This is a genomic window from Alsobacter sp. KACC 23698 (assembly GCF_045348435.1).
GTDB lineage: Bacteria > Pseudomonadota > Alphaproteobacteria > Rhizobiales > Beijerinckiaceae > Alsobacter.
This window is the reverse complement of record NZ_CP157484.1, coordinates 5,124,111-5,146,570: the sequence shown is the minus strand read 5'-3', so window position 1 is coordinate 5,146,570 and position 22,460 is coordinate 5,124,111. Positions and strand designations below refer to the sequence as shown.

22 protein-coding genes are annotated in these 22,460 nt (G+C 68.5%); 9 read left to right on the top strand and 13 right to left on the bottom strand.

Going from position 1 to position 22,460, the window contains the following annotated elements; all coding sequences use genetic code 11:
• The first annotated feature begins 17 nt into the window (after window positions 1-17).
• Window positions 18-1,679, top strand: a complete 1,662-nt coding sequence (locus tag ABEG18_RS24700; RefSeq protein ID WP_406855687.1) for an alpha-amylase family protein — start codon at window positions 18-20, stop codon at window positions 1,677-1,679.
• Here ABEG18_RS24700 and ABEG18_RS24695 read toward each other — a convergent pair whose 3' ends face one another.
• Both ABEG18_RS24695 and ABEG18_RS24690 read right to left on the bottom strand, forming a co-directional pair.
• Window positions 1,680-2,306 (bottom strand): LysE family translocator, encoded by a 627-nt coding sequence (locus ABEG18_RS24695; RefSeq protein ID WP_406855686.1) that lies wholly within the window; start codon window positions 2,304-2,306, stop codon window positions 1,680-1,682.
• A gap of 103 nt (window positions 2,307-2,409) precedes the next feature.
• Window positions 2,410-2,721: a DUF1127 domain-containing protein gene (locus ABEG18_RS24690; protein ID WP_406855685.1), complete on the bottom strand. Its 312-nt coding sequence runs from the start codon at window positions 2,719-2,721 to the stop codon at window positions 2,410-2,412.
• 149 nt (window positions 2,722-2,870) lie between these two features.
• Here ABEG18_RS24690 and ABEG18_RS24685 point away from each other — a divergent pair, with 149 nt between their 5' ends.
• Window positions 2,871-3,806, top strand: a complete 936-nt coding sequence (locus ABEG18_RS24685; protein WP_406855684.1) for a LysR substrate-binding domain-containing protein — start codon at window positions 2,871-2,873, stop codon at window positions 3,804-3,806.
• Between the two features lie 3 nt (window positions 3,807-3,809).
• Here the strand turns inward: ABEG18_RS24685 and ABEG18_RS24680 are convergent, their stop codons facing one another.
• Window positions 3,810-5,078: an MFS transporter gene (locus tag ABEG18_RS24680; protein WP_406855683.1), complete on the bottom strand. Its 1,269-nt coding sequence runs from the start codon at window positions 5,076-5,078 to the stop codon at window positions 3,810-3,812.
• Window positions 5,079-5,248: 170 nt separating this feature from the next.
• Here ABEG18_RS24680 and ABEG18_RS24675 point away from each other — a divergent pair, with 170 nt between their 5' ends.
• A complete protein-coding gene (locus tag ABEG18_RS24675; protein ID WP_406855682.1) occupies window positions 5,249-6,058 on the top strand; it encodes an NAD-dependent epimerase/dehydratase family protein in 810 nt (269 codons plus the stop codon).
• On the opposite strand, the gene ABEG18_RS24670 is transcribed toward ABEG18_RS24675, so the two are convergent.
• Window positions 6,042-6,938 (bottom strand): SMP-30/gluconolactonase/LRE family protein, encoded by an 897-nt coding sequence (locus ABEG18_RS24670; RefSeq protein WP_406855681.1) that lies wholly within the window; start codon window positions 6,936-6,938, stop codon window positions 6,042-6,044. The genes ABEG18_RS24675 and ABEG18_RS24670 overlap by 17 nt on opposite strands.
• Before the next feature lie 112 nt (window positions 6,939-7,050).
• Here ABEG18_RS24670 and ABEG18_RS24665 point away from each other — a divergent pair, with 112 nt between their 5' ends.
• The 4 genes from ABEG18_RS24665 to rplT all read left to right on the top strand — a co-directional run bounded on the left by ABEG18_RS24665 (window position 7,051) and on the right by rplT (window position 9,537).
• Window positions 7,051-7,803 (top strand): GntR family transcriptional regulator, encoded by a 753-nt coding sequence (locus tag ABEG18_RS24665; RefSeq protein ID WP_406855680.1) that lies wholly within the window; start codon window positions 7,051-7,053, stop codon window positions 7,801-7,803.
• Window positions 7,800-8,732: a dihydrodipicolinate synthase family protein gene (locus tag ABEG18_RS24660; RefSeq protein WP_406855679.1), complete on the top strand. Its 933-nt coding sequence runs from the start codon at window positions 7,800-7,802 to the stop codon at window positions 8,730-8,732. The genes ABEG18_RS24665 and ABEG18_RS24660 overlap by 4 nt, the downstream gene beginning before the upstream one ends.
• Window positions 8,733-8,921: 189 nt before the next feature.
• Window positions 8,922-9,122, top strand: coding sequence for a 50S ribosomal protein L35 (rpmI, locus tag ABEG18_RS24655; RefSeq protein ID WP_406855678.1), 201 nt, complete (start codon window positions 8,922-8,924; stop codon window positions 9,120-9,122).
• 40 nt (window positions 9,123-9,162) lie between these two features.
• Window positions 9,163-9,537, top strand: a complete 375-nt coding sequence (gene rplT, locus ABEG18_RS24650) for a 50S ribosomal protein L20 (protein ID WP_406855677.1) — start codon at window positions 9,163-9,165, stop codon at window positions 9,535-9,537.
• Window positions 9,538-10,175: 638 nt separating this feature from the next.
• On the opposite strand, the gene ABEG18_RS24645 is transcribed toward rplT, so the two are convergent.
• Window positions 10,176-10,556: a rhodanese-like domain-containing protein gene (locus tag ABEG18_RS24645; protein WP_406855676.1), complete on the bottom strand. Its 381-nt coding sequence runs from the start codon at window positions 10,554-10,556 to the stop codon at window positions 10,176-10,178.
• Between the two features lie 283 nt (window positions 10,557-10,839).
• On the opposite strand from ABEG18_RS24645, the gene ABEG18_RS24640 reads away from it, so the two are divergent.
• Entirely contained in the window at window positions 10,840-12,153 is a 1,314-nt protein-coding gene (locus ABEG18_RS24640; protein ID WP_406855675.1) for an ATP/GTP-binding protein, read from the top strand.
• A gap of 5 nt (window positions 12,154-12,158) precedes the next feature.
• Window positions 12,159-12,761: an RloB family protein gene (locus tag ABEG18_RS24635; protein WP_406855674.1), complete on the top strand. Its 603-nt coding sequence runs from the start codon at window positions 12,159-12,161 to the stop codon at window positions 12,759-12,761.
• Between the two features lie 83 nt (window positions 12,762-12,844).
• On the opposite strand, the gene pnp is transcribed toward ABEG18_RS24635, so the two are convergent.
• The 8 genes from pnp to ABEG18_RS24595 all read right to left on the bottom strand — a co-directional run bounded on the left by pnp (window position 12,845) and on the right by ABEG18_RS24595 (window position 22,433).
• Entirely contained in the window at window positions 12,845-14,986 is a 2,142-nt protein-coding gene (pnp, locus tag ABEG18_RS24630) for a polyribonucleotide nucleotidyltransferase (protein WP_406855673.1), read from the bottom strand.
• Window positions 14,987-15,342: 356 nt separating this feature from the next.
• Entirely contained in the window at window positions 15,343-15,612 is a 270-nt protein-coding gene (rpsO, locus tag ABEG18_RS24625) for a 30S ribosomal protein S15 (RefSeq protein WP_406855672.1), read from the bottom strand.
• A gap of 214 nt (window positions 15,613-15,826) precedes the next feature.
• Complete coding sequence (locus ABEG18_RS24620; protein WP_406855671.1) at window positions 15,827-16,504, bottom strand: MBL fold metallo-hydrolase; 678 nt, start codon at window positions 16,502-16,504, stop codon at window positions 15,827-15,829.
• A 96-nt stretch (window positions 16,505-16,600) separates the two neighbouring features.
• A complete protein-coding gene (locus ABEG18_RS24615) occupies window positions 16,601-17,182 on the bottom strand; it encodes an NYN domain-containing protein (RefSeq protein WP_406855670.1) in 582 nt (193 codons plus the stop codon).
• 116 nt (window positions 17,183-17,298) lie between these two features.
• A complete protein-coding gene (gene truB / locus ABEG18_RS24610) occupies window positions 17,299-18,207 on the bottom strand; it encodes a tRNA pseudouridine(55) synthase TruB (RefSeq protein WP_406855669.1) in 909 nt (302 codons plus the stop codon).
• The gene (gene rbfA, locus ABEG18_RS24605; protein ID WP_406855668.1) at window positions 18,204-18,674 is read right to left on the bottom strand and encodes a 30S ribosome-binding factor RbfA; all 471 of its coding nucleotides are present in this window, start codon (window positions 18,672-18,674) and stop codon (window positions 18,204-18,206) included. Before rbfA ends, truB begins: the two co-directional genes overlap by 4 nt.
• 182 nt (window positions 18,675-18,856) lie before the next feature.
• Window positions 18,857-21,730: a translation initiation factor IF-2 gene (gene infB, locus ABEG18_RS24600; protein ID WP_406855667.1), complete on the bottom strand. Its 2,874-nt coding sequence runs from the start codon at window positions 21,728-21,730 to the stop codon at window positions 18,857-18,859.
• Window positions 21,723-22,433, bottom strand: coding sequence for an RNA-binding protein (locus tag ABEG18_RS24595; protein ID WP_406858703.1), 711 nt, complete (start codon window positions 22,431-22,433; stop codon window positions 21,723-21,725). The genes infB and ABEG18_RS24595 overlap by 8 nt, the downstream gene beginning before the upstream one ends.
• Window positions 22,434-22,460 lie beyond the last annotated feature (27 nt).

The window sequence follows — 22,460 nt, the reverse complement described above, 5'->3', positions numbered from 1 at the left end:
CAGCCGGGAGGCCAGGCGTGATCAACGACCTCTGGTACAAGAACGCCGTCATCTACTGCCTGTCTGTCGGCACCTACATGGACGCCAATGGCGACGGGGTCGGCGACTTCCAGGGGCTGGTGCGCCGCCTGGACTACCTGCACGGGCTGGGCGTGACGGCGGTCTGGCTGATGCCGTTCCAGCCCTCGCCGGGACGCGACGACGGCTACGACGTCGCCGATCATTACGGGGTCGACCCGCGCTACGGCACGCTGGGCGACTTCGTGGAGTTCACCCACGCGGCCAAGCAGCGCGGCATCCGGGTGCTGATCGACCTCGTGGTGAACCACACGTCGGACCAGCATCCCTGGTTCCAGGCGGCCCGGAAGGACCCGAAGTCGCCCTACCGCGACTGGTATGTCTGGTCGAAGAAGAAGCCCGCCAACGCCGACGAAGGCATGGTCTTTCCGGGCGTGCAGAAGACCACTTGGACCCGCGACCCCGAGGCGGGCGAGTACTACTTCCACCGCTTCTACGATTTCCAGCCGGACCTCAACACCTCCAACCCGCATGTGCAGGCCGAGATCCTCAAGATCATGGGATTCTGGATCCAGCTCGGCGTTTCCGGGTTCCGGATGGACGCGGCGCCCTTCGTGATCAGCCAGAAGGGCGCGGACGTGAAGAAGCCGAAGGAGCAGTTCGACATGCTCCGGACCTTCCGGGAGTTCCTGCAATGGCGGCAGGGCGATTCCATCATCCTGGCCGAGGCCAATGTGCTGCCCGAGACCGACATGGACTATTTCGGCGAGGACGGCGACCGCATGCAGATGATGTTCAACTTCCAGGTGAACCAGCATCTGTTCTACGCCCTGGCGGCCGCCGACGCGGGGCCGCTGGTGGAGGCCATCGGGGCCACCAAGCCGCGCCCGGCCACCGCCCAGTGGGGGCTCTTCCTGCGCAACCACGACGAGCTCGACCTCGGCCGGCTCAGCGAGGAGCAGCGCCAGCGCGTGTTTGCGGCCTTCGGGCCGGATCCGTCGATGCAGCTCTATGACCGCGGCATCCGCCGGCGCCTCGCCCCCATGCTGGACGGCGACCGGCGGCGGCTCGAACTCGCCTACAGCCTGATGTTCTCGCTGCCCGGCACGCCGGTGATCCGCTACGGCGACGAACTCGGCATGGGAGACGACCTGAGCCTGCCGGAGCGCAATTGCGCCCGCACGCCGATGCAGTGGTCGACCGAGCCGCATGGCGGTTTCACCAAGAGCGACAGGCCGGTCTCGCCGGTGATCGAATCCGGGCCCTACGGCTTTCAGCACGTCAACGCGGCCTATCAGCGGCGCGACCTCGATTCGATGCTGAACTGGACCGAGCGGATGATCCGCATGCGCAAGGAGACGCCGGAGATCGGCTGGGGCGACGTGACCGCGCTCGACACCGGCGATCCAGCCGTGCTGGCGCTGCGCTACGACTGGAAGAACAACTCCGTGGTGGCGCTGCACAATCTCGACGGCCGTCCGCGCGAGCCTTCGTTCATGCTCGGCCTCGACGACCCGGAGCTGTGCCTGGTGAACCTGTTCACCGGCGACCACAGCCGGCCTGACCGGGACGGCCGCCACACCGTGCTGCTCAGCGCCTATGACTATCGGTGGTACCGCGTCGGCGGGCTCGACTACCTGCTGAAACGCAGCGAAGCCTGATCAGGAGCGCGCGCCGCCCGCCGCCACGGCGGCGACGCCGGCCCCGACGAGCAGGCCGCCGCCGACGCGGTTGACGGCCCGGACGGCGCGCTCGTTGCGGACGACGGCGCGCGCCCTGGAGGCCACCAGCGCGTAGCCCAGCGCGTTGGCGAAGGCGAGCGTCAGGAAAGTCGCCTCGAACACCGCCATCTGGGGCAGGAGGTCGGCCCTGGGGTCGAGGAATTGCGGCAGGAAGGCCACGAAGAAGGTCAGGCTCTTGGGGTTGAGCGCGGTCACCAGCCAGGCGTGGCCGAGCATGCGCCAGACCGGCGCGGCGTCGGTGCGCGGCTGGGCGTCGAGCGTCCCGCCGGCGCGCCAGAGCTTCACGCCGAGCCACACCAGATAGGCCGCGCCGGCCCAGCGCAGGGCCGTGAACACGGCGCCCGAGGCGGCCAGCAGCGCGCCGAGGCCCAGCATCGACAGCGTCATGGCGGTGAAATCGCCAAGCGCGACGCCGACCGCCATGGGCAGCGCCGTGCGCCAGCCCTGCCCCAGCGCATAGGAGACCACGAGCAGGATCGTCGGGCCGGGGATCAGCAGGAGGACCGCCGACGCGGCCGTGAAGGCGATCCAGCTCTCAAAAGTCATCCCGGGCGGCTCCTGCGGCCCGCCGAGCAAGCCACAGGGTCCGGGGGATGTCCACACCGGGCGCAGCCGGCGGGCGAGCCGGGAGGCTCTCGGTCCGGGGATGTCAGGCCCGGCGCCGGCGGCGGCGCTCCTGGACGATGTCGGCGAGCAGCGGGGTCGGGTCCTCGTCGCGCGGCAGGGCCGTGACGTTCCGGATGTCGGACCGGGTGAGGCCGATATCCCTCAGCTGGAGGTCCGACATGGCGGCCAGGATCGCCAGGTTGCGGCGGGCCGCGACGTAGCGGGCGGGCCATCCCAGAGCCCGCAGGCTCAGCGCGGCGATCCGGCCGAAGCTGATGGCGCTCCGGGCGGTGACGGTCGGGCGGGAGGCGGCGAGGCCCCGGGGGGGCCGGTTGAGAACGATGCCGGGGGACATGGATCTGCTCCGTGGTTGGGGGACCGTAGCCTGAGCCATCGATCGCTAATTCCGATGAAAGGAGCATGCTCTTGCTCTATTGATCGGTCCAACGAATGGTTGTAATTGGAGTCATCGCGAAACGAGATCACTTCGTCCGGGAGCCCCCCATGCTGGACACCGATCAACTGCGCAGCTTCGTCGCCATCATCGACACGGGCAGTTTCACGCGAGCCGCCGAGCGGGTGAACAAGACCCAGTCGGCCGTCTCGATGCAGATCCGCCGGCTGGAGGAGATGCTGGGCCGCCCGCTCTTTCTCAAGCAGGGGCGCGGCGTGCGCCTCTCCGAGGAGGGCGAGAAGCTGGTCGACTACGCCCGCCAGATGCTGCAGCTCGAGGCCGCCGCCTTCGCGAGCGTCTCCAACAAGGCCCTGGCGGGCCGGGTGCGGCTGGGCATTCCGGACGACTACGCCGATTCCTTCCTGCCGGAGATCCTGAAGCGCTTCATGCGCCGGCATCCGCTGGTCGAGATGTCGGTGGTCTGCGAGGGCTCGCTGCTGCTGGCGGAGCGCGTCTCGGCGCGCGAGGTCGACATGGCGGTCGTGACCTTCTGCGGCGCGCTGAACGGAGCCGAGATCCTGCGCGAGGAGCCGCTGCGCTGGGTGGTCGGCTCCGCCTCGTGCGTCCATGAGAGCCGCCCGATGCCGCTGGCGCTGTCGGGACCGACCTGCGCCTGGCGGCGGGCCGCCACGGACGCCCTGCAGCAGGCCGGCATCCCGTGGCGGCTGCTGCTGGCGTCGTCCAGCCAGGCGGCTCTGGCCCCGATCGTGCGGGCCGGGCTCGCCGCGACGGTGTTCCCGGAATGCGCGATCGGGCCGGGCATGCGGCTGCTGGGCCCCGAGCAGGGGCTGCCGGAGCTGCCCGTGAACCGGATCGGCATGCTGGTCGGCCAGACCCGCTCGCCGGAGGCGACGTCGCTGGCCGAGGAGATCCGGGGCGCGCTGCGCGACGGGTCGCGGTCCGCGATGCTGGACCGCGGTCCGGCCATGACGCTGGCGGGCGTTCCGACCCCGGCGCCCCGGCCGCGCAGCCGGCTGCTGGCCTGAGGCCTATTTGGCGAGGACCGGCTCTTCGGCCGGGCGGGGAGCGGGGCGGTCGGCGACCAGCCGGTCGCGCATCCAGAGCGCCGGGAACAGCCTCGCCCAGAGGGCCGCCACCATGATGGTGCCGAACCCGCCCACCACCACGGCCGGGACCGCCCCGATGGCGGCGGCCAGCGCGCCGGATTCGAACTCGCCGAGTTCGTTGGAGGCGCCGACGAAGACGCTGTTCACCGCCGCCACCCGGCCGCGCATCTCGTCCGGGGTCTCCGCCTGCACGAGCGTCTGGCGCACATAGACGCTGATCATGTCGGAGGCGCCGAGCACGGCGAGGCAGGCCATCGACAACACGATGTGGGTGGACAGGCCGAACACGATCGTGGCCAGCCCGAACACCCCAACCGCCTGGAACATGGTGCGGCCGGCGCGCTTCTGCAGAGGCCGGGCCGCCAGCGTGACGGACATCGCCACGGCCCCGAGCGCCGGGGCGCTGCGCAGCAGCCCGAGCCCGACCGGCCCGACCAGGAGCACGTCCCGCGCATAGATCGGCAGCAGGGCGGTGGCGCCGCCCAGCAGCACGGCGAACAGGTCGAGCGAGATCGCCCCTAGGATGACCGGCCGCGCCCTGATGAAGCGGATGCCGGCCAGCAGGGTCGAGAGCGTGGCCTTCCGGACCGGGCTCGTGCGGGCGGCGACGCGGATCAGCGACACGAGCGCGGCCGCGGTCGCGAAGCCCCCCGCCGCCGCCGCGAACACCACCGGCGCGCCGAAGGCGTAGAGCAGGCCGCCCACGGCCGGACCGGCGATCGAGGAGGTCTGCCAGGCGGAGGCGTTCAGCGCCACCGCGCTGGCGAAATTGGCGCGGCCGACCAGGTTGGGCATCAGGGCCTGGCTGGCCGGATTGGCGAAGGACCGCGCCGCCCCGACCAGGACGGCCAGCGCATAGATGGGCCAGACCGGCGTCCTCGGATCGAGCGCGACGGCCCAAAGCCCGAGCGAACCCATCGCCACCACCGACCAGCAGGCCACGATGATGCGCCGCCGGTCGAACCGGTCCGCCACATGGCCGGTGACCAGCGCCAGCGCCAAGGCGGGCAGGAACGCCGCGAGGCCGACCAGGCCCAGCGCCAGCGCGCTGCCGGTGCGGTCATAGACCAGCCATCCGAGCCCGACATTCTGGACCTGCATCGCGAGCCCGGACAGGAACCGGGCGCCGAAGAAGAGCCGGTAATCGCGCGAGCGCAGCGCGGCCCAGCCGCTGGCGTTGGTGATGGTCATGGGGTCCGGAACATCGGAGACGCCCTGTCCTAGCACGCCGCCCTGCGCCGGGTGTAGCCGACATCGAGCCCCGGCGGCGCCGTCCCTCTTGCGAAATGGCGCGGGGGAGGCTCTCTTTCGCCCCGAACCGCCGACGCGCAGCGTCGGGCGGACCCAACGAGGGCACATCGATGAAGATCCTGATCACCGGCGGCGCCGGGCATGTGGGGCGCAAGCTGCGCGGCGAGTTCTCCGGCCGCTTCGACCTGATCCGGACTTTCGACAGGGTGGACGCGCCACCGCTCGGGCCGAACGAGGAGAGCCAGACCGGCGACATCTCCGACATGGCGGCCGTCGAGCGGGCCATGCAGGGCATGGACGCCGTGATCCATCTGGCGGCCCAGCCCAACGAGGCGCCGTTCGAGCCGATCCTGCAGGCCAACGTGATCGGGACGTGGAACGTCTACGAGGCGGCCCGCCGCCACGGGGTGCGGCGGGTGGTGTTCGGCTCCAGCAACCACGCGGTGGGGTTCTATCCCCGCGCCCAGCGCATCGACGAGACCGTTCCGGTGAAGCCCGACAGCCGCTACGGGCTGAGCAAGTGCTGGGGCGAGGCGGTGGCCTCGCTGTACGCCGACAAATATGGCGTGACCAGCATGCTGCTGCGCATCGGCAACGCGGCCGACACGCCCGGCAGCGCCCGGGCGCTGGCCATCTGGGTGAGCGGGCGCGACCTCGCCCAGCTCTGCATGATCGGGCTGCAGCACCCCGACATCCACTGCAACGTGGTCTATGGCGTCAGCAAGAACGCCGCCTGCTGGTACGACAACTCCGCCGCCTACCGGCTCGGCTACCAGCCGCAGGACCGGGCCGAGGACCACCAGGACGCGGCGCTGGCCGCCGAGGCCGGCCTCGCCCATGAGCCCGCGGACCTGCACTTCCAGGGCGGTCCGTTCTGCGCCATGGAATATGCGGGCCGGCCGATCACGGCCGCGGAGTAGCCCGCAGCGGCTCGCCGAAGCGCGCCACCGGCGCGCCGGGGACATCGACGTCGAAACGGATCAGCGTGCCCGCCTGGCGCACGCCGTCGCGCTCCTTGCGCAGCGAGGTGACGTAGAGCGTCTTCAGGTCCGGCCCGCCGAAGCACGGCATGGTGGGGCCGAACACGGGCAGCTTCACCTTGCGGTCGAGCGTCCCGTCCGGGGCGATGCGGTTGAGGCAGCCGGCCGAGACGCCGGACGACCAGTAGAAGCCCTCGGCGTCGCAGGCCGCGCCGTCGGGGCGGCCGTCGTCCTCCTCCATCATGCGCAGGCGGCGGCGGTTGGAGAGCGCCCCGGCCACGGGGTCGAAATCGAAGGCCTGGATGAAGCGCTGGCGGCTGTCGGAGTGGAACATGGTGCGCCCGTCGGGGCTCCAGGCGAGCCCGTTCGACACCGTGAGGCCGTCGAACATGCGCGTGCAGGCGCCGTCCGGATCGATGCGGTAGAGGGCGGCGACGGGCTCCTTCTCGGGGCGGTCGTCCATGCTGCCGACCCAGAACCGGCCGTCCGGCCCGACCTTGCCGTCATTGAGGCGGTTGCCGGGCTTGTCCGGCTCCGGGGCGACCAGGAAGTCGAAGGCGCCGGTGGCGAAATCGAACAGGTGGACGCCGGTCTTCAGCGCCACCACGGCGCGGCCGTCCGGGCAGAGGCCGAAGCTGCCGATGGGGCTCGGCATGTCCCAGCGCTTCAGGGCGCGGGTCGCCGGATCGAAGCGAAAGAGGGCCGGCGCCTCGATGTCGACGAAGTAGAGCGCCTGCTCGGCCGCGGACCAGAGCGGCCCCTCGCCGGTGCCGAGCGGCGTGTCGATCAGGACCTCGACGTCGGGGGCATCGATGCGCATGAGGCGTTCTCCTGAGGGGCGGCCGGCGACATGTCCGCGCCGCCGCCTTGATTTTCGATGTCGTTGATATATCAAGTCGCGCCAGCACGGAACCCGCCGAACCCGGAGATCCATGGTGAGCGGACGACCGCCGAGCGGACGACAAGGCGAACGGCCCGAAGCCGCCGCCCTCGCGCCCGTCGACCCGGCTTTTCTGAAGGGCCTGCGCGAGCATGTCCACGACGTTCTGCGGCGCGCCATCATCGGCGGCGAGCTGCCGGCCGGCGCCTGGCTGAACGAGCGCCAGATGGCCGAGCAGCTGGGCGTCAGCACCACGCCCCTCAAGGAGGCGCTGCGGCGCCTGGAGGCCGAGGGGCTGGTGGCGACCGAGCCGCGCCGCGGCGTGCGGGTGACCTTCGACGCCCGGCAGGCGGAGGAGATGGCGCTGGCCCGCGCCGCCCTGGAGGGCATGATCGCCCGCATGGCGGCCCAGCGCATCGAGGCCGCCGGGGTCGAGGCGCTGGCCGACGTCATCGCCCGGATGCGGGCCGCCACGGCGGCGGGCGACGTCGCCCAGATCATCGAGCTCAACGGCGAGTTCCATGACGGGATCCACGACGTGTCCGGCTGCCGCTATCTGCAGCGCCTTTTGGTGGGGCAGCGCATCTATGTCCACGCCGCCCGGGCCATCATCCTGGGCGACGCCGCCGAGCGCGAGCGGGCGCTGGCCGAGCACGCCGCCATCTTCGACGCCCTGGCGCGGCGCGACGCCGACGAGGCCGAGCGCGCCATGCGCGACCACGTGATGCGCTCGGCCCGCCACCATGTGAAGACCGCCTTCGAGACCCGGACCCCCCCCCTCGCACCCCTGGAGCCCACGCCATGACGACGACCCATTCCCCCCGCCTGCTCGCCGCCCTGCGGGGCATCTCGGGCGTGCACGTCACCCCCTACGACGCGTCCGGAAACGTCGACCAGGCCCAGCTGCGGCGCGTCATCGACCGCATCGCGGCGGGGGGGATCCACAACATCGTGTCGGCCGGCAACACCGGCGAGTACTACGCGCTGACGCCGGACGAGGTGCGGGCCGTGCATGACGGGGCGATCGCCGGCAACGCCTCGCGCTCGCTGCTGACGGCGGCGGTGGGCCGCTCCCTCAAGGAGGCGATCGAGCTCGGCCGCCGGGCCAAGGCGGGCGGAGCGGACGCCATCATGGCGCACCAGCCGATGGACCCCTTCGCGGCGCCGCAGTCGCAGGCGGCCTATTTCCGCAGCATCGCCGAGGATGTCGACCTGCCGCTGGTGGCCTATGTGCGCTCCGACGCCATGAAGGTCGACGAGCTCATGGGCATCGCCAACCACCCGAACGTGGCGGCGGTGAAGTTCGCCACCCCCAATCTGATGCTGCTCTCCGAGTGCATCCGGGCGAGCGGGCCGGACACCGCCGTCTGGGTCTGCGGCCTCGCCGAGGGCTGGGCGGCCCCCTTCTACGCCGCCGGGGCGCGGGGCTTCACGTCGGGCCTGGTCAATGTCGACCCGGCCCGCTCGCTGGCCATCCACGCGGCGCTGGAGGGCGGCGACTTCGCCAAGGTGCGCGAGCTCGTGGCCACCATCGCGGCCTTCGAGACGATGCGGACGAAGTTCGGCAACGGCGCCAACGTCACGGTCGTCAAGGAGGCCATGGAACTGATCGGCTACCCGGTCGGCCCGGTGCGGCTGCCCGGCCTGCCGGCGCTGGACGCCGCGGACCGAAAGACGCTTTCGGACGTGCTGGCCTCCTGGGGCGTGCTGCCGGCCCGCCGGGCGGCCGAGTGAGGGGCGCGGCGGAGTGAGGGAGGCCGGTCGGCCTTGATTCCCCGCCCGGTTCTGCTATAGACCGCGCCTTCAGAACCGCCCGGCCGTTAGGGCTGCCGTGGCGGTTCTTTTTCGCTCATGACGAGACGAACGGCCGCTTGCGGCCGACCATCAAAACCGGGGACGGCCTGGCCGTCCAAGGAGAGCAAAATGCCCAAGATGAAGACCAAGTCGAGCGCCAAGAAGCGCTTCAAGATCACCGGCACCGGCAAGGTGCTGTACGCCCATGCCGGCAAGCGGCACGGGATGATCAAGCGGACCGTCAAGCAGATCCGCAACAACCGCGGCACGGCCGTCCTCTTCGAGGGCGACGCGGCCAACGTGAAGAAGTACTTCCTGCCGAACGGCTGATAGCCCGGCTCACCCTTTCTCAAACGCCAGGAGATCAGCCATGGCTCGCGTCAAGCGCGGCGTGACTTCCCACGCGAAGCACAAGAAGACCCTGAAGGCCGCCAAAGGTTTCTACGGCCGCCGCAAGAACACCATCCGGACCGCCAAGGCGGCGGTCGATCGCGCCATGCAGTACGCCACGCGCGACCGCAAGGCCAAGAAGCGCACCATCCGGGCGCTCTGGATCCAGCGCATCAACGCCGCCGTCCGCGAGTTCGGCCTGACCTATTCGCGCTTCATCGACGGCCTCGCCAAGGCGGGCGTCGAGGTGGACCGCAAGGTGCTCTCCGACATCGCCATCCGCGAGCCGGAGGCCTTCAAGGCCATCGTCGAGAAGGCCAAGTCGGCCCTGCCGGCGGTCGACAAGGCCGCCTGATCGGCGCCGCCCTTCGGGGCTCGCTTCTTTCGTCGTTCAAAAGCCCTCGCCGGTTCGCCCGGCGGGGGTTTTTTCGTGCGTGAACGGGTCTGGGGGACGGCGGATACGCCTTCAGCTCCGCGGCCTGTCGGCCCGGAGGTGAAGGGTGGAGGGCGGCGCGGAACGGCGACGCTGATCAGCCCCACGGCGAATGTGGGGAGTGTGGGGAGGACCGCGAGGCCGCCAGGCTCTCGCCGTTCCGCGCATGGCGTTTGAAGATCCACCGGAGCGCCTCGGGGCGCTGTCAGCCCCTTGGCGCTTCCGCTCGTCGGGCTCTCCGACGGATCGCCTCTGCGAACCGGCTGTCACCCCGCTTCGCCCAGGCCGCCACCCCCGGTCCCCATCCGTGACACTGCAGATGTCCCTCCGTGGACCGGAGCATGAACACGGTTATAGGAATTTTATCCGGCTGTCAAGGCCGCGTCCGCTCGCCACCGGAGGCGCCACCCCCGTCATCCCCGGCCGGAGCGGCGCAGCCGCGGAGGGGAAGGGGATCCGGAGAGGGTCCCGAAGAAGGCGCCCCTCGCCCGGCCGCCTGGATCCCCTTCCCGCGCCTTCGGCGCGCCGGGGATGACGGTGCGCTTGGGCGCCGTGGGCCGTCAGGGCTTCTCCACTGGGACGCCCGCCTCGGCCAGGTCCTTGAAGCCGCCGATATTGACCACGTTCGTGTAGCCCATCTCCTGCAGGGTCTTGCCCGCCAGCGCGGCGCGGCCGCCGGCGGCGCAGTGGACCAGGATGGGCCGGTCCTTCTGGAAGGCCGGGTCGTAGAGCGGATTATCGGGATCGGCCTTGAACTCCAGGCTCCCGCGCGGCACATGCAGCGACCCCGCGATTCTGCCCGTGGCCTGCAGCTCGGCGCTGTCGCGGATATCGAGCACCAGCACGCCCCCCTGCCCGATCCGCGCCGCGGCCTCGGCCGGCGCGAGCTTCGGGACCGTGGCGTTGGCCTCGGCGAGGAGGTCTTTGGAGGTTTTGGGCATGGGGGGGGCTCCGAGTGTCGCGATGAGGCGCGCAGGCTGGCAGGTTCGGGGAGGGATGCCAAGCTAGGCAATGCAGTCGCCGCCGACAGCTTTTCGGGTTTTACTCCGGTCTAAGTGGGAGCCAAGGCTGTGGGGCGAGCGTCCGGGTTTGCTTGTGCCGGTGCCGCTACATGGGGCCGTCCGCGGGATATAGATTTAAAATTCGCCTCTGGTGAGATTTTTTGTGGACTTTTCACATTTTCGGACTTGAATGCACCACGCCTACGCTTTTGAGGAGAGCGCCATGCTTATGGCTTTCAGGTTCAGTAATTTTCGATCCTTCAAAGACCGAGCCGAGATCTCACTCAAAGCACATCGATCCGATAAAAGTTTGCCTGATGTACCAATCGCTGCCGCGGTCGGTACTAGAAGAACAATGGACGTGCTTCCCGTCGCTGCAATCTATGGAGCGAATGCGGCCGGCAAAACTAACGTGCTGAACGCTCTAGATTATATGCAGGATGCCGTTATTTTCTCCCATAGTGCATGGAAACCGGGCGGTGGCACTTTGCTAAAGCAATTCCGGATGCCCTCCAGTCAACTCGCTGACATGCCCCAATCAATTTTTGAAGTGGACATCGTTTTAGACAATAATCTGTATACTTATGGCTTCTCTGGCAATGCAAAGTTCTTTAATGCTGAATGGCTGCACACGTATCCGCTTGGGCGCGAAAGGACGCTATTCCGCAGGAAGACCAACAGCAATGATGGCAAGTTCGATACCACATTGAAATTCAGCCCACATCTAAGCGGTGACGATCGCGATCTTAATTCTATGGCTCGCAGGACTCGGGAAAACAGTCTGTTCCTTGCTGTTGCCGCACAAGAAAATCAGCTAGAAGCAAAGAGAGTTCTAGAATGGTTTAGCAATACGCTCAGAATTGACCCACTGGCTTTTGACGCTACTCGGTCAAGCTCAATGGACACCTCATCCCTAATCGAGGGTCGATCGTTGTTGTTTCAGGAAGTACTTGGCATTCTTAAGGCAGCAGATCGGTCTTTGGTAGACGTCGAAGTCCAAGCCGCTGACAAAGAACTGCCATTTGATATACAGGATCCTAAACTACAGGAATTGTTGATTGCACAAAACCGATTCGATATATCGTTTGTTCATGAGTATGACGGGGAACGATTAGTTGTTCCGTTCCGTGACGAGTCCAGCGGAATCCGAAAACTATACGGACTAGCATCAGGAATCGTAGCAGCCCTTTTGCTGGGTGATACCCTAGTAGTAGACGAACTCGAGAAGAGCATACATCCCGCGATGGCGCGATACATTATAGATCTTTTCCAGAGCAAATCTACAAATCTCGGCAATGGGCAAATAATATTCTCGACCCATGATACAAACCTCCTTGATCAAAGCCTTATTCGGCGCGATCAGATATGGTTTGTAGAAAAGAACGCGTGTCAGTCTGAGCTGTATTCACTGCTAGAATTTAGCCCTAGGAAGGATGAAAACCTGGAGACCGGTTATCTGCGAGGACGCTATGGAGCGCTGCCCGCCCTTGGCATTGCAGGGTGGGGAAGGCCACAGTCCATTCAAAACGAAGGATAAGTCATTTGAGTGCCGCATTCCGCATAAGAAAAAGCAGCCGGAGAACCTACCGGGTTGTCACGATGGCGGTTGCCTACGATGGGCAACGAACCGAAGATGGATATTTTCGAGGATGGCGGCAAGTTTTGGGGACTAGCGGGATTGAGCTGGTTCCGATTTATCTGCCCAGCGGGGGGAACGTACTTCGCGCCGTGGAACTTGCAAAAGCAGAATTCAACAGGCGAGGCGGTTACGATCAAACTTGGTGCGTTGTTGATGTGGACGACACTAGTGAATCTGATCTACGAAAGGCAAACCGGCTAGCTACGCAAAACAAAATCAATCTTTGCGTTTCCAATAGGTGTTTTGAGCTCTGGTTGTACCTTCACTTTGGAAAGACTACAAGGATTATCGCAAACGAAAACGATGCGATCACGCTGGTCCGTTCAGTTTATAGTGATTATCACAGGAAGAACAAAACGATTCCATTTAAACATCTTTTTGATAGATCATACAAAGCTTGCGCGAATGCGAAGTGGCTTGAAGAGCAAGAGCTCGCAAATCCAACTACTCAGGTGCACGTCTTGGTCCGCCTGTTTTTAGACAAGATGAGCAAAACTACACCTTAGTCTGCAATCAAAAACCCCCGCGTCCTTGCGGACGCGGGGGGCCAAAAACTCAACCCAGGCGGGTTACGATCAGCGCGCGAGAATCACTCCCCCGCAGCCGCCTCGCCGCCCTGCTTCTTCTCCAGGTCCTCGCCGGTGGCCTGGTCGACGATCTTCATCGACAGGCGGACCTTGCCGCGCTCGTCGAAGCCGAGCAGCTTGACCTTGACCTTGTCGCCTTCCTTGACCACGTCCGTGACCTTGTTGACGCGGTTGGCGGCGAGCTGGCTGATGTGGACCAGGCCGTCCTTGGCGCCGAAGAAGTTCACGAAGGCGCCGAAGTCGGTCGTCTTCACCACCGTGCCGTCATAGATCACGCCGATCTCGGGCTCGCTGGCGATGGACTTGATCCAGTTCAGCGCGGCCGTGATGGAGGCGGCGTCCGAGGAGGCGACCTTGACGGTGCCGTCGTCCTCGACGTTGATCTTGGCGCCGGTCTTCTCGACGATCTCGCGGATCACCTTGCCGCCGGTGCCGATCACTTCGCGGATCTTGTCGGTCGGGATCTTGATCGTCTCGATGCGCGGCGCGTACTGGCCGAGCTCCTGGCGGGCGCCGGAGAGGCCCTTCGCCATCTCGCCGAGGATGTGCAGGCGCCCACCCTTGGCCTGGTCGAGGGCGACCCGCATGATCTCCTCGGTGATGCCGGCGATCTTGATGTCCATCTGCAGGGACGTCACGCCGTTCTCGGTGCCGGCCACCTTGAAGTCCATGTCGCCGAGATGGTCCTCGTCGCCCAGGATGTCGCTGAGCACCGCGTAGCGCTCGCCCTCCAGGATGAGGCCCATAGCGATGCCGGCCACCGGGGCGCGCAGCGGCACGCCGGCGTCCATGAGGGCCAGCGAGGAGCCGCACACCGTCGCCATCGAGGACGACCCGTTCGACTCGGTGATCTCCGAGACGAGGCGGATGGTGTAGGGGAACTCGTGATGGGCGGGCAGCATCGGGCGCATGGCGCGCCAGGCGAGCTTGCCGTGGCCGATCTCGCGGCGGCCGGGCGAGCCCATGCGGCCGGTCTCGCCGACGCTGTAGGGCGGGAAGTTGTAGTGAAGGAGGAACGTCTCCTTGTAGGTGCCTTCCAGCGAGTCGATGTACTGCTCGTCGTCGCTGGTGCCGAGCGTGGCCACCACCATGGCCTGCGTCTCGCCGCGCGTGAACAGCGCCGAGCCGTGGGCGCGCGGCAGGATGCCGGCTTCCGCCACGATCGGGCGGACGGTCTTGTTGTCGCGCCCGTCGATGCGCACGCCGGTGTCGAGGATGTTCCAGCGCACGATCTTGGCCTCGGCGTCCTTGAACACCGTGCCGAAGAGCTGCTTGTCGAGCGGGTTCTCGACGCCCTCGCCCATCAGGGCGGCGGCGGCCTTGGCCTTGGCGGCCGCGACCTTCTCCTGGCGGGTCTGCTTCACCGGGGTGGTGAAGGCGTCGCGCAGGTCGGCCTCGACGAGGTCGAGGATGCGCTTCTCGACGGCGGAGTTGTCCGGGGTCTGGAAGTCGCGCGGCTCCTTGGCGGCGCGCTCGGCCAGCTTGATGATCGCGTCGATCACCGGCTGGAAGCCCTTGTGGCCGTGCATGACGGCGCCGAGCATGACGTCCTCGGGAAGCTCCTTGGCCTCCGACTCCACCATCAGGACGGCGTCGGCGGTGCCCGCCACCACGAGGTCGAGGACGCTGTCCTTGAGCTCGGCGACGGTGGGGTTGAGCTTGTACTGGCCGTTGACATAGCCGACGCGGGCGGCGCCGACCGGGCCCATGAAGGGCACGCCGGAGAGCGTCAGCGCGGCGGAGGCCGCCACCATGGCGACGATGTCGGGATCGTTCTCCAGGTCATGCGACAGCACCGTCACGATGACCTGCGTCTCGTTGCGGTAGCCCTCGACGAACAGGGGACGGATGGGGCGGTCGATGAGGCGGGAGACGAGCGTCTCCTTCTCGGTCGGCCGGCCCTCGCGCTTGAAGTAGCCGCCCGGGATGCGGCCGGCCGCAAAGGCCTTTTCCTGGTAGTTGACGGTGAGGGGGAAGAAATCGATCCCCGCCTTGGGCTCGCGGGCGGACACCACGGTGGCGAGCACGGTGGTCTCCCCATAGGTCGCCAGCACCGCGCCATCGGCCTGGCGGGCGATCTTGCCGGTCTCGAGCGTGAGCTTGCGCCCCGCCCAGGTCAGTTCCACTTTCTGGACATCGAACATCGGTCGGTCTCTATCAGCCAATCGGCGAGACCGACGCCATGAGCAAGACGGCGAGAAGCTTCCCCGTCGCCCCCCGGGCCATGGCCGATGCGGCCTGTTCCGGGCGGAAAAGCATCCGGCGATCCTGCCATGAACGTCAGGTCTGGCCGGGTTTCGGCGGCGACGGCACCACGCCTTCGCCTGCCTGATGCGCCACGACACGGATCGCGACGCCTACACGGACACGGGGCGGCGCTGCGCCCCTCAGGGTCGGCCGGGCCTGCGCCCGGGCCTGGAGCCTCGGCTCCGGAGTGCGTCGCGGCGAAGGGTGGCCGCCGCGACGAGGGTCGTGCCGCCGGATCCCCGGCGGGAGGCGCTCAGCGGCGGATGCCGAGGCGCTCGATCAGGGTGCGGTACCGGGCGTCGTCGCGGCTCTTCAGATAGTCGAGCAGCGAACGGCGCTGCGACACCAGCTTCAGCAGGCCGCGGCGGGAATGGTTGTCCTTGCCGTGGGTCTTGAAGTGCTCGGTGAGGTTGGTGATGCGCTCCGTCAGGATCGCGACCTGGACCTCGGGCGAGCCGGTGTCGCCGGACTTCGTGGCGTAATCGGTGATGAGCGCCTGCTTGCGCTCCGCGGTGATCGACATCGGATATCCTTTCTGATGAGGGGCTTTCGCCCCGGAGGGCGGCGAGCGAACCCTCAAGGGTCGCATCGCTCCGCAAGTCGGCCGTGCCGGGATGTCGTCCAGCAGGGTCGCGCCAAAGCGGCTCGCGCCGGCGATGGCCGGCGCGATGGCGGTCTCATGACACGATCCGGCGGGAAAATCCAGCGATCATTCGCCGCCCGCCGCCGCTCGGACGTCAGGTCAGGTAGGGGTTGGTCAGGCGCTCGTCGCCGATCGTGCTCATCGGGCCGTGGCCGGGCAGGAAGGCGACGTCGTCGCCCAGCGGCAGAACCTTGTCGCGGATGGAGGCGATGAGCTGGGCGTGGCTGCCGCCCGGCAGGTCGGTGCGGCCGACGGAGCCCTTGAACAGCACGTCGCCCATCAGGGCGAACCCCTGCGGGCGGGCGGACGCCTCCTGGCCGGGCGCCGGCGCCGGGCGGCGCCAGACCAGCACGACGCTGCCGGGCGAATGGCCGGGGCAATGCAGCACGTCGAAGACGAGGTCGCCGACCGTCACCTCGTCGCCCTCCGCCAGCCAGCGGTCGGGCGTCACCGGCCGCACGCCCGTGACGCCGAAGCGCGCGCCGCTCTGCGGCAGGTTGGCCAGGATGGCGGCCTCGTCGCGGTGCGGGCCCTCGACCGGGACGCCCAGCGCCTCGGCGAGCTCGGCCGCGCCGCCGGCGTGGTCGATATGCCCATGGGTGAGCAGGATCTTCTCCACCTCGCCGCCCGACTGGGCGATGGCGGCGCGGACGCGGTCGAGATCGCCGCCGGGATCGACCACGGCGGCCTTGCGGGTGCGGGAGCACACCAGAACGGAGCAGTTCTGCTGAAACGGCGTGACGGGGACGACCAGGAGGGAGAAGGGGTGCATGACGGCTCCGGCGGCACGGATGGATCACGCCAGACCTAATGCGCCTCGTCCCGCAAGGCGAGGCCCCGGAGGCGCGAGAGCAAGCTTTGGCGCGATCTAAAGCGCCGGCCAGTCCATCTGGCGGTTCATGTCGGAGTTCCACAGCAGCTCGGACGGCAGGCGCTGGGCCGGGAAGGACGCCACCACGACCTGCAGCCCGGCGCGGCGGGCCTGCTCGAAGGCCGGGGCCAGGCCGGGATCGCCCGTCACCCAGATCAGGCGCTCGGCCTGGCGCTGATGCAGGATGTCGCCGATGTCGAGCCCGATGCGCAGGTCGAGCCCGCGCTGCTCGAAATCCGGCCGGAAATCGTCGTCGTTGACGGTGGGCAGGATGGGCAGGGAGCGGGGCTTGAAGCCGCGGAATTTCAGGCTGCCGAGCCGCACCAGCAGGTAGTCCCGCTCGGAGAGCTCGTAGAGCCAGCGGTCCGAGCCGGCGAAGTCGCGCTCCAGGCCGCTGACCGGCAGGCGCACCAGCCCGTTGAAGGGCACGCAATCGTAATAGTGGATGCGGATGAGAGTTTCGGCGCGGTCCACGCAGCCGCGGCCCACGGCTTCGATCAGGTCGGCGTCATAGACCAGGCCGGCCTGCCGGGACAGAACGCGCAAATGCCCGCCGTCGATCATCACAATCGTCTTCATCAATCACCGTCCAGCAATCGCTTCTGCCGGAAATCGCCGGCTCGACGCATGGCGCCCGCTTAAAATGCCTGCGGGCGCTCCTTTGTTGGTTTCTCGGCTCCGCGACCACGAAGCCGTCAGAACGGCAGGTTGAACACCCTGCTCGGGACCAGTTCTCCTCTCTCCACCATGCCGACGGCGATCACCACGCCGCTGCAGGATCCATAGACGGGCCCGCCCTCGGCCGGGGCGTCGCGGCCCCTCAGGATCACCGACTGGCCCCGCCGCAGGCGCATCGCCCCGTCCCGCGACAGGATCACGCACGGCAATTCCGTAAGTCCTCCCTCGACGGGAAGCAAGGCTCGCGCTGCGGCTTGCGGATCGTCCGCCACCGCCGACCAGGGCGTCGCGTCGTCGAGCGTGAACGGTCCCACGCGAGTCCGCCGCAGCGCCGTGACATGGCCGAGGCATCCGAGCATGCGGCCGAGGTCGCGCGCAATGGCGCGCACATAGGTCCCCTTGCCGCATTCAGCCTCGAAGGTCGCCGAATCCCGGTCGTGGGCGAGCAGCCTCAGCGCGTGGATCTCGACCGTCCGGGCGACCATTTCCACCTCCTCGCCGTCGCGGGCGAGGTCATAGGCGCGCTCACCGTCGATCTTGATCGCCGAATAGCGCGGCGGCACCTGCGAGACGGCCCCGATGAAGGCCGGCAGCGCGGCTTCGATGGCGGCCGCAGCGGGGCGCTCGTCGCTGGTCGCGACGGCGCGGCCTTCGGTGTCGTCGGTGTCGGTCTCGGTCCCCCATGCGACCGTGAAGGTGTAGGCCTTCTCGCCGTCCACCACATACGGAACCGTCTTGGTGGCTTCGCCGAAGGCGAGCGGCAGGATGCCGGAGGCGAGCGGATCCAACGTGCCGGCGTGGCCGGCCTTCTTGGCGTTGAGGAGGCGGCGCAGCGCCGCGACCGCGTGGGTCGACGTCATGCCGACCGGCTTGTCGAGCACGATCCAGCCATGGACGTCGACGCGATGCTTGCGGGGAGCGCTCATGAGCGGCGGGGCTCCGCGGCGTCGGCCTCGTCGTCGTCCGGTCCGGCTTCGCCGGCCAGCAGGTCGCGGTCGGGGGTGTCGAGATCGCGGCGCACCTTCGGGGAGCGCAGCAGGGCCTCGATGCGGTCGACCTCCTCGAGGCGATCGTCGAGCCGGAAGCGCACGTCGGGAGCGAATTTGAGGTTCACCTTGCGGGCGACATCCGTGCGGATGGCCTTGCGGTTCTGCTCGAAGGCCTTCAGCACGGGCTTGCTGAGCTTCTCGTCATGCAGCGTGACATAGACGGTGGCGAGCTTGAGGTCCGGGCTCATGCGGACTTCCGGAATGGTCACGAAGGCCTTCGCGAACACGTCCTCGGGCAGTTCGCCGCGCGACAGGATCTCGGTGACGGCGTGCCGGATGAGTTCGCCCACGCGCAGCTGGCGCTGCGACGGGCCGGCGGGTCTGGAATCGGTGTCGCGTTTCATCATGGATCTCCCGCCCGGGATCGGACCGGCGCGAGGGTTGAAAGCTCCCTCTCCCCGGAACGGGGAGAGGGCTGGGGTGAGGGGTGTCGATCGTCGCGCGATCGCCCGACGGGCGGCCCCTCATCCGGCGCTTCGCGCTGCCTTCTCCCCGCGCCGGGGAGAAGGGAAGGAGCGGCTCGCCCTTAAAGCGAGCGGCGGACCTCTTCGACCCGGTAGCACTCGATGACGTCGCCGGCGCGCATGTCCTGGTAGTTCTCGAACGCCATGCCGCATTCCTGGCCCGAGGGCACTTCCTTGACCTCGTCCTTGAAGCGCTTGAGCGTCGAGAGCTTGCCCTCGTGGATGACGACGTTGTCGCGGATGAGGCGCACGCTGGCGCCGCGCTCGACACGGCCGTCCTGCACGAGGCAGCCCGCCACCTTGCCGATCTTCGACACGGCGAAGACCTGCAGGATGCGCGCTTCACCGAGACGCTCCTCGCGCAGCGTCGGGGGAAGCAGGCCGGACATGGCCTTTTTGATGTCATCCACGAGGTCGTAGATGATGTTGTAGTAGCGGATCTCGACGCCGGACCGCTCGGCCGCCTCGCGCGCTTCCTTGTTGGCGCGCACGTTGAAGCCGAGCACGACCGCCCCCGAGGCTTCCGCCAGGGTGATGTCGCTCTCGTTGATGCCGCCGGCGCCCGCATGGATGATGCGCGCCGCGACCTCGTCGTTGCCGACCTTCTCGAGCGAGCCCGCGATGGCCTCGACGGAGCCCTGCACGTCGCCCTTGACGACGAGCGGGAATTCCTTGCGGCCGGCGGCGGTCTTGAGGTTGCTCATCATGTCGGCGAGCGAACCACGGGCGTTGCCGGCTCGGGCGGCGGCGCGTTCGCGACGCTGATGCTGGCGGTACTCGGTGACTTCGCGGGCGCGGGCCTCGTTGTCGACGACCGCCACGCGGTCGCCGGCCTCGGGAGCGCCGTTGAAGCCCAGGATCTCGACCGGGACGGACGGACCCGCCTGGTTGACCTGGACGCCCTGGTCCGACACGAGGGCGCGCACGCGGCCCCATTCCGAACCCGCCACCACGATATCGCCGGTCTTCAGCGTGCCGCGCTGGACCAGCACGGTCGCCACCGGGCCGCGGCCGCGGTCGAGCTTGGCCTCGATGACCGAGCCTTCGGCCGGACGGGCCGGGTTGGCGCGGATGTCGAGCACCTCCGACTGCAGGGCGATCGCCTCGAGCAGCTTGTCGAGATTGATCTTCTTGGTCGCCGACACCTCGACCTCGAGCGTGTCGCCGCCCATGGACTCGACCTGAACCTCGTACTGGAGCAGCTCGCTCCGGACGCGCTCGGGCTTGGCGTCCGGCTTGTCGATCTTGTTGATCGCCACGATCATCGGGACCTTGGCGGCCTTGGCGTGGTTGATGGCCTCGATCGTCTGCGGCATGACGCCGTCATCCGCCGCCACCACCAGCACGACGATGTCCGTCACCTTGGCGCCGCGGGCGCGCATCGCCGTGAAGGCGGCGTGGCCGGGCGTGTCGATGAAGGTGATCTTGCTGCCGAGGGGCGACACGACCTGGTAGGCGCCGATGTGCTGCGTGATGCCGCCGGCTTCGCCGCTGGCCACGTTGGCGTGCCGGATGGCGTCCAGCAGCGACGTCTTGCCGTGGTCGACATGGCCCATGATGGTGACGACCGGGGGCCGCCCCTCCAGGGTCTCGTCCGCGTCCGGGGCGTCGAAGAGGCCTTCCTCGACGTCCGAATCCGCCACGCGCTTGACCGTGTGGCCGAACTCCTCGGCGATGAGCTGGGCGGTGTCCGCGTCGATCACGTCCGTGATCTTGTGCAGCTGGCCCTGCTTCATCAGGTAGCGGATCACGTCCACGCCGCGTTCCGTCATGCGGTTCGCGAGTTCCTGGATGGTGATCGTCTCGGGGATGATCACCTCGCGGGCGATCTTCTCCTTCGGCTCGGCGGCGGCGTTGCCCTTCAGGCGCTGCACGCGGCGGCGGAAGGCCGCGACGGAGCGCATGCGCTCCTCTTCGCCGCCGGTCGCCGCCGTGACGGTGAGGCGGCCGCGCCGCTTCTCGTCGCCGGTCTTGGCCCGCTCGGGCTTCGGCGGCGTGATGATCTTCATCGGCATGCCGGGCCGACGGATGATGCGCTTGGTCTCCTCCTCCTCGGCCTGAACGCGGCGGGCGGCGCCCGGCGAGCTCGGGGTCGGGGTGGCGGGGGAGCCGGGGCGGCGAATGGGCGCGCCGGCCTGGGCGCCGCCTTCGGCGGGACGCGCGGCGGCCGGACGGGGCTCATCGCCCAGGCGGCGCTTGGCCTCGTCCTCGGTCTTGCGGCGGACCTCCTCCTCGCGGCGGTGGCGCGCTTCCTCTTCGCGCTTGCGGGCCTCGGCGGCCTCGCGCTCGACCTTCTCGCGGGCTTCGCGCTCGACGCGCAGCTGCGCGTCGATGATGGCCTGCTTGCGCTCCTCCTCCTCGCGGCGGCGCGCCTCGACCAGCGCGGTCGCGCGGGCGTCGCGTTCGTCCTCGGTGAGGGTGCGCAGCACCACGCCGCCGGCTGGGCGGGACATGGGGCGCTGGGGCGGACGGCCCTGCTGGGGCGCGGGACCGCGGCCCGTCGGCGCCGGGGAGGGCGCTGCGGGGGCGGCGGGCCGGGCGGCCGGAGCCGGGGCGGCCGACACGGTCGGCTTGGCGGCCGGGGCGGCCTGCGCCGCCGGCACGGGAGCCGCGGCCACGGGGGCCGGAGCCGGAACCGGCGCGGGAGACGGGGCGGGCGCCGCTGCGGCCGGAGCCGCCGCGACGGGCGCGGGCGCGGGCTTGGGCGCGGCGGGCCGCGGAGCGAGCGTCGGAGCGGCGGCCGCCGGCGCGGCCTCCGTCTTCGGGGGCTCGCCGGGTCCGATCACACGGCGCTTCACCTTCTCGACGACGACGGCCTTCGACCGGCCGTGCGAGAAGCTCTGCCTCACGACACCCTGCTCGACCGGGCGCTTCAGGCTCAACGTCTTGCCGGGGACGTGGAGCGTCTTGTCGCCGCTGTTCTTCGTATCAGTCATTCCGCTCTTGTTCCTGCGGTTCTCGGGTCGTCGTGTCGGCCGCCGCCAAATTTACATGCGCGACATCCGCGCGGGCCGCCTTTTCGGGCCAACCGGCGCGGTAGCGCTCCAAGGCCCGGCAGCGCGCAAGGCATGCGCGGGCTGCGGGCCCTTCCAGAAGCGCTGCATGTATCACATGTGACCGTCCCAATGCCAAACCCAATTCAGATGAATCCAGGGCCGTCGCGACCACGATCGAGTCGGCCTTGTCGGCGTAGCGTCTCCGCAACGCCTGCGAGATCTTGCGCACCCCGTCCGCGGCCGCGTCCGATGCGTGCAGAAGGCCTGCGACGCCGCGTCCGATGGCCGCCTCGACCTTGGCGAAGCCCGCGACCACCTGTCCCGCCTTGTTGGCGATGCTCAGGCTGTCGCGCGCGTCTCGCGCCAGAAGCCGCTCGATGTCGTCGGCGAGGCCGGGCGCGACCTTGACCGAAGCCTTCAGGCTGCGGGCGAACGCCTTCTTGCGCACCGCATCCTCGACCGCGCCGCGCGCGGCCGTCACCCATACGCCCCGGCCCGGAAGCTTGCGCTTCAGGTCGGGCACCAGTTCGTCCCCGGGGCCGACCACGAAGCGAATGAGCTCGTCGGCCGGTCTCACCGTGCGGGTCGCCACGCAGGTCCGCTCGGGACCGTCGTCATCGGCCTGGGACCGCCTGTTCGCCACGCCGATCAACCCCTGTCCTGCTTCGGC